Origin of the sequence: Staphylococcus sp. HMSC072B07, assembly GCF_001815505.1 — a bacterium.
Classification (GTDB): domain Bacteria; phylum Bacillota; class Bacilli; order Staphylococcales; family Staphylococcaceae; genus Staphylococcus; species Staphylococcus simulans.
The window spans coordinates 1-13,481 of the sequence record NZ_KV820935.1 but is presented as its reverse complement, the minus strand read 5'-3'; the positions used below and the strand labels follow the sequence as shown (position 1 = coordinate 13,481).

The following is a 13,481-nucleotide window of genomic DNA, read 5'->3' as shown; positions in this document are numbered from 1 at the left end:
GCGCTGTTTTTATATAGTAGGCTTTGTTTATATACTTACATATTGGATTTTGGGAGTAATTATTATTTAATATTTTAATGTTCAGTGAGTTTCAATCATTGGCTTACTTTGTTTTATAGTAGAAATCTGGAATATTTGCCCAACGCTCTTTGAAGTAGAACGCTACAGATTTTGGTTTACGATCTCTTGTGAAGATACCTTTACGGTTACCTTGGACACGAATATGGCCTGTACTTGTTTCGAAGTCAGCGAAGTTCCAAGTTTGTTCCCCGATAAACTGTGGATATTGGTCTACGATTTCATGGTTAGCTTCGTAATATTTCACTTGGTATTCTTCTGTGAACATAATGTCATCGATTGCGTGTAATCCAGCTACAGTATCTGCACCGTATTCTGTAAACATAATTGGCTTATTCGGTTGTACTTTAGACCAGCCATCCATTTCTTTCTTCAATGATGCTTTCGCTGCTCTTAAATCACCTTGGTCTACATACCAACCATAATATCTGTTCAAGCAAAGTACATCGACTAAATCTTGAACTTGACAGTTATCAGGTTGCGAGAACATGATTGTTACGATTGTCATTGGACGATCTTGTGGGTCTAAGTCTCTTGCCAGTTGTACAAGCGGTTCGAAATATTCTTTCGCACCTTTAGCATCTGATTCTGGTTCGTTAGCGATAGACCACATTACAACACATGCATGGTTTTTATCACGTGCGATTAATTCACGAATCACTTGTTCATGCGCTTCTTTTGTTTTAATGTCTTTCCATGTATCAATAGGATTATTTGATTTACCTAAGTGTACTAAGAAGTTCAAGTGAACCCCTACTGCAGTAGTTTCATCAATTACTACAATACCTTGTTCATCCGCAAGACGCATCATTTCTTCTGAATAAGGATAGTGCGCTGTTCTGAATGAGTTCGCATTGATCCACTTCATTAAGTTCAAGTCCATAACATTTGCGTTTTCATTATAGCCTCTACCATTAATAGGTGTATCTTCATGTTTACCGAATCCTTTGAAGTAGAATGGTTTGTTGTTGATTAAGAATTGACCATCTTTCACTTCAACAGAGCGGATACCTACACGTTCTGTATACGTATCAACCACTTCACCATTGTCGAATAATGTTACTTTTAAGTTATATAAATATGCGTTTAACGGTTCCCATAGACGTGGATTTTCTACTTTGATGTCACCTTGTACACCTGTGGCTGAACCTACGATTGTACCTTCTTCATCTAATAATTCAACACGTATCTCTTCCACATCACCGACAACCTCAGTTTCATAACGAATTGTCGCATTGTCACCTTCAACCTTAGGCACCACTGTAATATCTTCTACATATTTATGTGGTGTTGTGTAGATTTTAACCGGACGGTGTAAGCCAGAATAGTTAAAGAAGTCGAAGTTTGGTGTGTTCTTTCTGATTAAGTTGCCATCTTCATCTGTAAACTCTTCATAGTTACCTACAGGTAGTGTTGAGTGATCTAAAATGTTGTTTACTGACACAGTTAAACGGTGGCTGCCTGCTCCAACTTTATCTGTAATATCTACTTCAAATGGTAAGAAACCACCTTTATGAGATACAACTTCTTCACCATCAATATATACAATCGCTTCATGTGTAGCTGATCCGAAACGTAAAACTAAACGCTCGTCACGTAATGCTTTTGGTACGATAAAGTCTCTTTCGTAAAAGACAGTACCCACATGGTTACGAATCTCACTAATCGCACCTTGCTCGTTATATGAACCTGGGACACTCATCACTAAATCAGTATCTAATGGTTGTGTCGCATCTAACTTTTCATTCGCATGTTCTAATCGGAATTTCCAAGTGCCATTTAAATCAATAATATTTCTTGTTTCTGTTGTAATTGGATATAACATATCATTCTCTCCTTCATTTATTATACGCCTGAATATGCATTGAACCCGCCATCAACTGGTAATACTACGCCGTCCACAAAGCTTGATGAACGGTAATCGACTAAGAAGAATAATGCACCGATTAATTCTTCTGGTTTACCAAAACGATGTAAAGGTGTCGCATTCAAGATTTTTTCTGCACGTGCTGAATAACTGCCATCTTCTTTAATTAATAACTTTTCATTTTGAGATGTCACTAAGAACCCTGGCGCAATCGCATTAACACGTACGCCTGTATCAGCAAGGTAAACACTTAACCATTGCGTGAAGTTGCTGACAGCTGCTTTTGCTCCACTGTATGCTGGAATCTTAGTTAATGGTGTAAATGCGTTCATTGATGAAATGTTGATGATTGTTGCTTCTTTGTTATCAATCATGTCTTGCGCAAAGACTTGTGATGGAATGAACGTACCTAAGAAGTTCAAGTCGAACACAAAACCAACACTTGCTTCATCCAATTCAAAGAACGTCTGCATTTGATCTTTATTATCTTTATCAAAATGTTCATCATCCGTTGTACCTTTAGGATGGTTACCGCCTGCACCATTAATTAACACATCCACTTTGCCAAATGCTTCATGGATTTTTGTTTTTGCTTGTTCCATCTGTGCTTTATCTGTAACGCTTGCTGAAATGAAAAGTGCTTTACCGCCCGCTTCTTCAATCTCACGTACAACTTGTGCACCTGTCTCATCATTCAACCCAATAATCGCAATATTAGCACCGACTTGAGCTAATGATTTCGACATCGCTGAGCCGATGACACCATTACCACCAGTCACTACTACTGTTTTATTGTTCAAATCAATTTCGTATGGAATCATATGCTCACTCCTTACCTTTACTTACTGCTTCATAAAGTCCGATTAAATATGTCGCACCTAGTGCTCTGTCATATAAACCGTAACCTGGTTTACCTGTTTCGCCCCAAATCATACGGCCATGGTCTGGACGTACAGGACCTTCATAACCAAAGTCATGCATAGCTTTAACAATTTCATACATATCTAAAGAACCTTTATCTGAAGGGTGTGCAGACTCTTCAAATGAATGTGTACCTGTATGTTTGATATTACGCGCATGCACGAAGTGTACGCGGTCTTTTTTACCGAAGTAACGTAACATTTCAGGGAAATCATTGTTTTTATCACAGCCTAATGAACCTGAACACATTGTTAAACCGTTTGATTTTGAATCATATAGATTAATGAAGCGTTCTAAGTTTTCTTTATTTGTGATGATTCGTGGTAAGCCGAAAATATTCCATGGTGGATCATCCGGATGAATCGCCATTAAAATATCTTCCTCTTCAGCTACAGGGATAATTTTATTAATAAAGTAAGACAAGTTTTCCCATAGCTTTTCTTCATCAACAGATTCATAAGCTTTAAATAAATCTGCTAAATCATCTTTCGTATAACTTGAATCCCAACCAGGTAATGAAAGTTCCCCGCTTAATGGATCCATCTTTTTGATATGGTCTTCGTTATAGATTAAAGCAGTTGAACCATCGTCTAAACGATATTTTAAGTCTGAACGCGTCCAATCAAACACTGGCATAAAATTATAGCACACAACTTTAATTCCTGCTTTGCTTAAATTACGTAATGTTTGTTGGTAGTTTTCAATATACTTGTCACGTGTAGGACGTCCTAACTTAATATCTTCATGTACTGGTACACTTTCAATCACAGATAACTCTAAACCAGCATCTTCTATCTCTTTCTTTAGTGCTTCGATTTTATCTAATGGCCAAACTTCACCAACAGGTACATCATAAATTGCGCTGACAATCCCTTCCATACCAGGAATTTGACGAATGTACTCTAAACTAATTGGATCTTCTTTACCATACCAACGAAATGTCATCTTCATTGATTATTCTCCTCCTTAATTAATCCAAAGTAATGATAAGCATTGTTGTAACAAATGCCTTTAATTAATTTTTCTAATAATGATGGTTCATCTGGAATTTCTCCATTTTCAACCATCTCTCCGATATATGTGCATAGAATGCGACGGAAGTATTCATGTCGTGCGTATGAGATAAAGCTTCTTGAGTCAGTCAACATACCTACAAAGTGCATCAGCATACCTTGATCAGCTAGTGATGACATTTGTCTCAACATGCCGCGTTTTGTATCGTTGAACCACCAGCCAGCACCGTGTTGGATTTTACTCGCAATACCTGGCTCTGTTTGGAAGTTCGCAATTGTTGAACCTACAACGTCGTTATAATTTGGGTTCAAGTTGTAAAGAATCGTTTTTGGTAAGTGATCTTCACGTTCCATCATGTCTAGTAAATGGTTCAAGTTATAGGCTAAGTTCGTTTGATCGTTAATTGAATCAAAACCTGTGTCTGGACCTAGCTTTTCAAATGCTCTCGTATTGTTATTTCTGATCGCACCGAAGTGAATTTGCATTGTCCATCCTTTGTCAGCGTATGCTTTGCTTAACTCATTTAAGACGAATGTGATAAATTGTGCTTTTTCAAAATCAGAAACCGTTTCTTTGCTTAATGCTTTTCTGAAGATGTCCGTGATTTCTTCTGATGTGAAATCTTCATAATCAATTCGTTCCAAACCATGGTCAGCTAATCTGCCGCCTTTGCTGTGGAAGTAATCGATACGTTGTTTCAAACTGTCAATGAAGCTTTCAACACTTTGAATCGGTTGAGTAATCTCAGCTAGTTTTTCAACAAAATCTAAGAAATCTTGTGAACCGATTTTAAATGCTGCATCAGGTCTGAATGCTGGTAAAACTGCTGTTTTGAAATCAGATTGGGCTTTAATTTCATCATGATAATGTAAATCATCTGTTGGATTATCTGTCGTACAAATCAAATTAACTTTTGATTCTTTAATTAAAGATTGCGTTGTCACATGATTGTCTTTCAGATATTGATTCACACGCTCATAAATTTCTTCTGCGTTATCTTCAGTTAATAAATCATAGACACCGAAGTACATCGCAAGTTCTAATTGTGACCAGTGATACACTGGGTTGCCGACTGCGTTTTGAAGTGCTTGTGCCCATTTGACAAACTTTTCTTTTTTGTCCGCATCTCCAGTGATGTAATGTTCTTCGATACCTTGAGCACGCATAACTCTCCATTTATAATGATCGCCGCTCAACCATAAATCTGTAATGTTATCAAAGTGATGATCCTCACTGATTTGTTTAGGGTCTAAATGACAATGGTAGTCATAAATTGGCATGTCTTTTGCATAATTTTCATAAAGTTGTACTGCTTTATCATTGTGTAACATAAAAGTTTCATTGATAAATGCCATAGTATATACGCTCCTTTTAAATTTCTTCTCTTAACGCTAATTCTTTTACAATTTGTTCATGTCGTTTATCTGTTAATTTATAGAATATTCCGAAGACAATTACCGCAATTAAACTGATAACAGCAGGTACGACAAAGTATAAAAGTCCTAACCCCTGTAATGTATCGGCAGTTTGCTCGACATTCGGTTGATAACCAATAAACGTTAGTGCTATACCTGGAATAAATCCAGCTAAAGCTTGTGATACTTTACGTGTGAAGCTGTAGCTTGAATAAATAATCCCCTCAGTACGAACTCCTGATTTCCATTGTCCGTATTCTACAACGTCTGCGATAAATGCCCATGTAACTGTATTAGGAATCACTAGGAAGAACATGCCTAATGTACTAAAGATTAAGAAGGTTACAACGTTCTCTCCAAAGAATGCATAGTTTAACATTTCACAAATGATAAAGCCTACAACACCAATAATCGCAGTCATTTTTTTACCAAACTTCTTACTTAAAACAGTTGTAAGATATAATGCTGGAATCAGTGCGATAAAGTTGAACAAGCTAACAATGCCTACTAAATTAACTTCGCCAAGTACATATTGGAAGTAATACAATTGTGTAGATTGCTTTAAGAACATGGCTGTAATTGTTAGTAATGTATAGAAGGCAAGCACTGCGAATGCTCCGTTTTTCAATAAGTTTTTAAACGCAATTCTACTTTGTCCTTTTGTATCAGGGGGTTCTACTGTAAAGCGTTCTTTAACACCTTTATAACAAATGATGTGGAAAATCACACCAATTGCCGCAAGTACACCTACAACAACTGGGAACCCAATTGCTTGATTAGGGAATTGGCTTACCATAGGTAAAACAATGATACCTGTAATGAACAACGCACCTTGTGACCCCATATTTCTGAACACTGAAAGTTGTGTACGGTCATCTGCGTTTACTGTCATAGATGCAGAAAGTGAACCATAAGGAATATTAACAATTGAATAAGCCATACTGAATATCATATAAGTTGCGAATGCCCATATCACTTTACCGGTATAATCTAAATTCGGGGTGATAAAGGTCATTACTGTCATAATTGCTAAAGGTACTGTCCCAAATAAGATATATGGTCTGAACTTACCTCTTGGACCAATATTTTTACGTGAATCTACATAAGATCCGACACCTGTATCGACAAAAGCGTCAAATATTTTTGAAATTAGGAATACTAAACCTGCATACGTTGCTGATATTCCTAAAACATCTGTATAGAACTTAAGTAAGTAGATTTGACCTAAGTCAAACATCATTCCGTTACCTAAGTCACCAAATCCATAAGCAATTTTCTCTTTGAGCGGTAATTTCGGCTTTTCTATCGCTTTAAATGTTTCAACTTTTTCCTCTTGTCGTTTTGTCATCGTTTCCATAGCATGACCTCTTTTCTAGCGTTTAATATCCGCTGAATCTGTAATTTGGAAAATTGTTTCAACATCCGCTGTATGATAATCACCATGGATGGCGTGCTTATACAACATATTGTTAATCGCAAATTGAACTGTCGTTCTCAAATCCCAATTTTCCATTAATCCATAAATAATCCCTGTGCTGAATGCGTCACCAGTACCGACGCGGTCTAAAATATCTGAATCAAATTGTGCTGTCTGTTCTATATGGTTTCTATGTGATATAAAACCTTGTAAGCGGTTTCTTGAGTTCGTAAAATTTTTTCTTTGTGTAAAAGCAATGTATTCAATGTCATAGCGTTCGTGTATTTCAGCTAAATATGGTTTTAATGTTTCAATCGAAGCTAATCTATCTAAGCCATCCTTTTTATCCGTTCCATCTTCATTTGTAAGTGATAAAGGTTCATAACCAAAGATTAAATCAACATAAGGTAACAACTCAGACATCGCCTCACGTGCTGTTTCAAAAGACCATAATGCTGCGCGGAAGTTTAAATCACAACTTACAAATAAGCCTTGTGATTTTGCGGCTTTTGCGGCTTGTAACGTAACCTTAAACAACTGTTCATTCAATGCAGGTGTAATACCTGTAAAGTGGAACCACTGTTGATTTTTAAAAGCTGCTTCAAAATCAATTGACGTTGTATCCAACTGTGAAAATACTGAATTCGCACGATCATACACTACTTTAGAAGGTCGATAAGCAAATCCTTTTTCTAAGTAATACACACCTAATCTGCCATCAGCTTGTACGATATGATCTGTCCCGACACCGTACTTTCTTAAAGTTCTTAATACAGCTTGCCCAAGCTCATTTTGAGGTAATCCCGTTATCACTTGTGTTGATACGCCGAATCCAGCTAACCCGACAGCTACATTCGTTTCTGCACCGCCATAGACCGCATCAAACGATGTGGTTTCTGTAATCGTTTGATGGTTTGGAGGTGTTAAACGCATCATGATTTCACCTAGTGTGATAAAATTCATGACTTATCACCTCGAATACGTTCGAAGCGTTCTACAAATTTCTTCGTGTTCTGATAAATGATGTTATCACTGCCGTCTTTCGCACCTTTTGTTAATCCGCCGCCAATACCGATTGCATAGGCACCTTTTTTATACCATTCGTCCATATTATCAATGGATACACCACCTGAAGGCATCATTTCGACATTTGGAATAGGTCCGTGAACTGCATTGATAAAACCTGAACCAAGCACATCACCTGGAAAGACTTTGACTAAATCTACACCTGATTTCAATGCATCTGTAATTTCTGTGACCGACCCGCAACCAGGCAGATACGGAATTGAATACAAGTTACATAACTGTGCAATGTCTCCATCAAAATTTGGACTGACGATATATTTAGCGCCGTTTAAAATTGCGATACGCGCAGTATGCGCATCAAGTACAGTGCCAGCACCAATCACAACTGTGTCATCAGCATGTTGTTGTAAATGTTGAATCACATGTTCTGCACCTGGTGTTGTAAATGTTACTTCAATATTTTTGATTCCGCCCTCTATAATTTGATCAATCATATTTTGTGCATCTTCTTGTGATTTGCCTCTGACAACTGCGACCAGATAATTGTTATGCAACTGTTCCAATATTGTATATTTATGCATTGTTTAATCCTCCCTTAAAAATACTTTTTTTAACTAGCTAGCTCACCACTAAAGTAAAAGTTTTTTTAAGAATGGTCAATTTTCCATCAGATTTCAGACCTCTTTTTATGCAAAAAATGCAAATAAAAAAACGCCTTTATCAATCAAGTTAAACCCTTGATATAAAAGCGTTTCTTTGTAATATTTATCTACACGAACAATGAATTTCCGGCGAAAAATGATATGAAATTTTACGTTACTATTTTACTTTTTACTCTTGGAATATCCGCTGTTTTTATCATTTTTTTTACGTTTTTATACAAATTTTTACCTTATTTGCGTTTTTTCCGAGATTTCTGACAAATTGATACTATGAAAAATTGTTTATGTTTATGAATTTAGATACAATAATGGTGTAGCGATTGTAAACGGTTTCATCATTTTGTATGTTTTTTCATTTTTCGATACTTTAATGGAGACATGTGATATACTTCTTTAAATCTTTGAGTAAAATAACTTTGATTTTTAAACCCGACATAAACTGCAATGTCAGAGACAGACATATTGGTTCGCACTAACAAGTCCCGCCCAACTTTAATGCGAGCTTTAATGATGTATTGTGATAAGGTAACGCCTAATTCCTCGCTAAAGATTCTAGATAAATAAGAAGGAGATAAATCAACCATCTCTGCTAAATATTGAAGCGTGAGTGGATGATCTAAATGTAAATCGATATACTGCAGAATTTTATTAACTTTTGGTGTGTGTTCGTACTGTTTCACTTTTTGAGCAATATCGGTGTATTCCATAGTTAACGCATGCATCACATCACTGAGTCCCTGCAAATTAACTACTTCATCTATTTCAGCAGCATATTTTTTAGAAATCTGATCGACTAGCAACAAGTTTGCGCCTGCTTTTTCGATTGCTTTACGTCCGAATGTATTTAAAATATAAGCTTTATATTTTGCGTTTAAAGCGTAATCATTTGAACGTTTCATACCAGCCACACTACTCATTAATTTTATCAGACAATTAAATACTGTTTCTTTATCACCATTTTCCATCGCAGTGATTAATTGATTCTCAACTTTATATCTTTCTTCTAATTCATTCAATGTGAATTCATATTGTTCTTGTGTCGCTGTATAACCTAGTTCTGTTGTATGCATCTTTAATGTAAATGGAATGACTTCATAATTCACATCTCGATTTTTAATAAAACGTACGGCTAATCGTGTCATTTTCAATGCGTCTCTACGATTACAAACCGGAATGCTCAATAAATATTGTTTCAAAGTAGCCATCTTTGATATTTTAATGCCCGCTTCTTGCAGCATTTCATGACTCTGTTTTTCAGTCGGTCGTTCATTTAAGAAAGGACCGATCATAATAAATTGTTTTTGTTTACGATACTTGAAGAAATAATAATGGACATTAAACGCATTGGTATAAAAGTAAATGTGCTGACTGCTCATCTCATTAATGTAAGTCTTTAAAGACTTACGTAATTGTTTACTTTCGTAATTCATAAACGGCGTTTTAATTTCATTTACAATTTGATTAATATGACGATTATCAAACACTTTTAATTCTAGCCCTAATAAGTACATTGCATGTGTTTTCAACATTTCAATTGTCTTATCATCCATATAAACACCTACTGACTTTATTTATAATGACGCCAAAAAGACGTAATGTCTGCTTTATCCTCTAAGTTGAATTGAATCATATCCTTTAATAAGTCATAGTCTATATCTTGCGTCCATTTAATACGGAATAAGTTTTCAGTATACGTATAGCCATTTGCGTCAAAACGGTCTATAAACGGCTTCATTCCTGCAGCTTCAGGATTTATAGAGAAATGTGCCTTTGCACGACTGAACCCGATAATATAGGTACCATGATGTGTATACATAGGTTGATTCCATTTAATGGCTTTTTCCAACTCAGGAAACGTTTCATCTACCCAGTTAAAAACAGTTGTTAAAATTTCCTTTTGTTTTGGATCCTCGATTTTATTTAAATACTCATTAAAATTTTCCATTGATTTCTCCCTTTATTTCGACTTACTTCCATTATATGAGACCATTCTCAAAAGGGCTATGAATGTATCTCTAAATTTCCATTAAAAAAGCATGACAGCGTAAGTCTATTTACTGTCATGCTTAAAGTAACTATGCTAATTCATCTTCTACTTCACCGTGTGAAGAAAGCAATCCAAATACATAGAATAAGACACCCATCGCAACGAGTGAAATAATTCCAGAAATCCATCCACCAGTCACATCGTGTAGTAAACCAATTAAGAATGGTCCGATTGCGGCGATGAAGTAACCGATGGATTGACCGAAGCCAGATAATGCGATACTGCCATCACTTGTACGTGCACGGATTGAGAAGAATGTCATACATAAACTAAATCCAGAACCCATACCAAAGCCGGCTAAAATCATACCGATAATTAATAGCGTGAATGATTGTGAGAAGAACAGTGCGAATCCGATAATAAAGAATGCGGAAACGATAGTCACTAATAGTTTTTGGTTCTTCATACGTGACGCTAAAATAGGGAAAATAAACGTCATCGGTACTTGTGCGAATTGGTTCAGCATCAATAAGTAGCCTGCTGTTGAAGCATCTACACCTCTATCTACTAAGATAGACGGTACCCATGCGACAACTGTATAGAAAATCATAGATTGGAAGCCCATCATGAATGCGACTGTCCATGCGAGTTTAGAACGACTGATTTTAAATAACTTTTTCTCTTCTTTAGCTGCTTGTTCAAGCATGGCTTTCTCTTGTTTCGTACCTGAAAGCATTTGCGGAACCCATAATATAATCGCAATAATCGCAAATACTAACCAAAAACCTAACGATAGACGATATGTACCCGCTTCAGATAACGGATAACTTAAGCCGCCGCCTAAACCTGCAGTGAAGTTCATTGTACCACTGTATAAGCCTGTCATTAGGCCGATTTGAAGCGGGAATTTCCATTTTACATAACTTGGCAGCACGACATTACCAAAGGCAATACCAATACCTAGCAACACTGTACCAAGGATGAAAATCGGGAATCCGCCAGAGACACGTACGATTAACGCAATAATGACTAAAATCGTAGATAAGAACACCGTCTTAGACATTGTCAGACGCGAGGATACTTTAGATACAAACGGTGATACAATACCAAAAATCAACAGCGGGATCGTTGTTAAGATACCTGCCACACTGTTATTTATTGATAAGGCATCTTTAATTTGATCAATAACCGGACCAACTGCTGTTAACGGTGCACGTAATGTTGATGCGACAAAGACCATCGCAAGAACAATCAACCACGAATCGCGCAATCTATGTTTTTGGAAGCGTTCATCCTGTACCATATGCTCACCCTTTCTCCATTTATTTAAGTTTATTTGAAAATAAAGAGAGAGGTAGGACAGAACCTAATCTCCCCACCTCATTGAATTAACTTTATTCTATGTCTTTCGTTTCATCAATGCAAGTACAGGTATAGAAGATTAACATACCTTACTATGCATCACGTCACTTATTTATTTAAAGTGATACGTGTACCTGCTTTACCTTCTAAAGCATCGACAGCGTCTGCTAATGAACAGATAATCGCTTCTTTACCTGTTTTCGCGAATTCAATCGCAGCTTGGATTTTCGGTAACATACTGCCTGCTGGGAATTGACCTTCCGCAACATATTGTTCCGCTTCCTCAACTGAGATGTTTTCTAATTTCGCTTCATTTTCTTTACCGTAGTTGATATAAACATTCGGTACGTCAGTTAACATAATGAACGTATCAGCGTTCACTTGTTCAGCTAATTTCAAGCCTGAACGGTCTTTATCAATAACCGCTTCTAAGCCATGAATTTTACCGTCATCGTCACGATATACAGGGATACCGCCACCGCCTGATGAAATGACAACTGTGTCTGTCATTAAGCGTTTAATCGCGTCTACACCGTTGATCACCATTGGTTCTGGTGAAGGTACAACACGACGATAGCCACGGCCAGCATCTTCAACCATAGTGAAACCTTGTTCTTGTTCCATACGTTTTGCTTCTTCTTCTGAGAAGAACACACCGATTGGTTTCGTTGGATTATCGAAAGCTGGATCATCTTTGCTGACTTCAACCATCGTTAAAAATGACACAACATTTGAATCGATACCGCGTTGGTATAAATCGTTTTTCAGTGCGCTTTCCATCATATAACCGATGAAACCTTGAGATTCAGCGTTACAAACATCAATCGGCATTGGTGAAACTTGGTCTTTAGCCGCTTCGTTTTGAACGATGATGTTACCTACTTGCGGTCCGTTACCGTGTGTCACAACAATTTTGTGTCCACTTTCTTTAATGTCGGCCATTTTGCTTGCCGCATTTTTTACGTTGTTATATTGATTTTCAAACGTTGTTTCTTGGCCAGGTTGTAAAATTGCGTTACCGCCAAGTGCTAAAACAACATATTTACCCATTCTTCTTTCACTCCTTCAATAAAGCTATAGACATACCATAAAGTGTGTCTTTACCTGATGATGAGCCTACTTGGAGAAGTTTTTCTAACGTCGACTTAGAGGCGTCTTCCATCAAATCAGTTAATTTAGAACTAAAAATACGTTTAACGGCATACTTTAAAAAGGTTTGGCTGACCAATGTCGTTAAAGGTTCATCCACCAGCTGTTCAATTTCTGTTAAATGCTGCGGCTGAATAAACGGTCTAATAAAGTGAACAAACAACATCCCGACTAACATATCATCGCCTGATGGCGTCAAACCTTGTCCTCGACCTATTAAATAGCGTAATTCAGTCTTCGCATCTCCATGTGGGTTTGACAATGCATCATAAATCGATTGCATTTTAGCAGGATTAAAGTCACCGTCAGCATATTCACAAAAATCAAATGCTTGGATACTCTCCTTTAATTGGTTCAAATGAATGACTTCAAAATTTTGACTCGCTTTAAATACATTCACATTGATATTCAGTTGTAGATTGCGATCAAACGCTAAAGCACGTGGATGTGCTTTTAACGTTTGACCCACCTGAATCGATTGTAGTAATCGATCTCTAGTGTATGCATCAACTACAACGCCAAATGGGAACATCCCATTTTCAGTGGTACCGGGGCTGGGACATAAATACAGTCCAAAATAAAA

12 protein-coding genes are annotated in these 13,481 nt (G+C 36.8%); all 12 read right to left on the bottom strand.

The features are described from left to right. Positions 1 to 103 precede the first annotated feature (103 nt). Complete coding sequence (gene uidA / locus HMPREF3031_RS10015) at positions 104 to 1,903, bottom strand: beta-glucuronidase (RefSeq protein ID WP_002479884.1); 1,800 nt, start codon at positions 1,901 to 1,903, stop codon at positions 104 to 106. A 20-nt stretch (positions 1,904 to 1,923) separates the two neighbouring features. Continuing rightward, positions 1,924 to 2,766 (bottom strand): SDR family oxidoreductase, encoded by an 843-nt coding sequence (locus tag HMPREF3031_RS10010; RefSeq protein ID WP_002479885.1) that lies wholly within the window; start codon positions 2,764 to 2,766, stop codon positions 1,924 to 1,926. Positions 2,767 to 2,770: 4 nt separating this feature from the next. Next, positions 2,771 to 3,817: a mannonate dehydratase gene (gene uxuA, locus HMPREF3031_RS10005; protein ID WP_070724865.1), complete on the bottom strand. Its 1,047-nt coding sequence runs from the start codon at positions 3,815 to 3,817 to the stop codon at positions 2,771 to 2,773. Beyond that, entirely contained in the window at positions 3,814 to 5,235 is a 1,422-nt protein-coding gene (uxaC, locus tag HMPREF3031_RS10000; protein ID WP_002479887.1) for a glucuronate isomerase, read from the bottom strand. Before uxaC ends, uxuA begins: the two co-directional genes overlap by 4 nt. Positions 5,236 to 5,251: 16 nt before the next feature. Next, a complete protein-coding gene (locus tag HMPREF3031_RS09995; RefSeq protein WP_002479888.1) occupies positions 5,252 to 6,652 on the bottom strand; it encodes a glycoside-pentoside-hexuronide (GPH):cation symporter in 1,401 nt (466 codons plus the stop codon). A 15-nt stretch (positions 6,653 to 6,667) separates the two neighbouring features. Continuing rightward, entirely contained in the window at positions 6,668 to 7,675 is a 1,008-nt protein-coding gene (locus HMPREF3031_RS09990; protein ID WP_002479889.1) for a sugar kinase, read from the bottom strand. Further along, positions 7,672 to 8,319: a bifunctional 2-keto-4-hydroxyglutarate aldolase/2-keto-3-deoxy-6-phosphogluconate aldolase gene (locus HMPREF3031_RS09985; protein ID WP_002479890.1), complete on the bottom strand. Its 648-nt coding sequence runs from the start codon at positions 8,317 to 8,319 to the stop codon at positions 7,672 to 7,674. The genes HMPREF3031_RS09990 and HMPREF3031_RS09985 overlap by 4 nt, the downstream gene beginning before the upstream one ends. 416 nt (positions 8,320 to 8,735) lie before the next feature. Continuing rightward, positions 8,736 to 9,950: a helix-turn-helix domain-containing protein gene (locus HMPREF3031_RS09980; RefSeq protein ID WP_002479891.1), complete on the bottom strand. Its 1,215-nt coding sequence runs from the start codon at positions 9,948 to 9,950 to the stop codon at positions 8,736 to 8,738. A 17-nt stretch (positions 9,951 to 9,967) separates the two neighbouring features. After that, positions 9,968 to 10,345 carry an iron chaperone gene (locus HMPREF3031_RS09975; RefSeq protein WP_002479892.1) on the bottom strand — a complete coding sequence of 126 codons (378 nt, stop codon included), beginning with the start codon at positions 10,343 to 10,345 and terminating at the stop codon, positions 9,968 to 9,970. 130 nt (positions 10,346 to 10,475) lie between these two features. After that, positions 10,476 to 11,690 carry a CynX/NimT family MFS transporter gene (locus HMPREF3031_RS09970; protein ID WP_002479893.1) on the bottom strand — a complete coding sequence of 405 codons (1,215 nt, stop codon included), beginning with the start codon at positions 11,688 to 11,690 and terminating at the stop codon, positions 10,476 to 10,478. Between the two features lie 167 nt (positions 11,691 to 11,857). Beyond that, entirely contained in the window at positions 11,858 to 12,799 is a 942-nt protein-coding gene (gene arcC, locus HMPREF3031_RS09965) for a carbamate kinase (protein WP_002479894.1), read from the bottom strand. Between the two features lie 7 nt (positions 12,800 to 12,806). Further along, positions 12,807 to 13,481 (bottom strand): oxamate carbamoyltransferase subunit AllH family protein (locus tag HMPREF3031_RS09960; protein WP_070724862.1); only part of this gene is annotated, 675 nt, incomplete at its 5' end.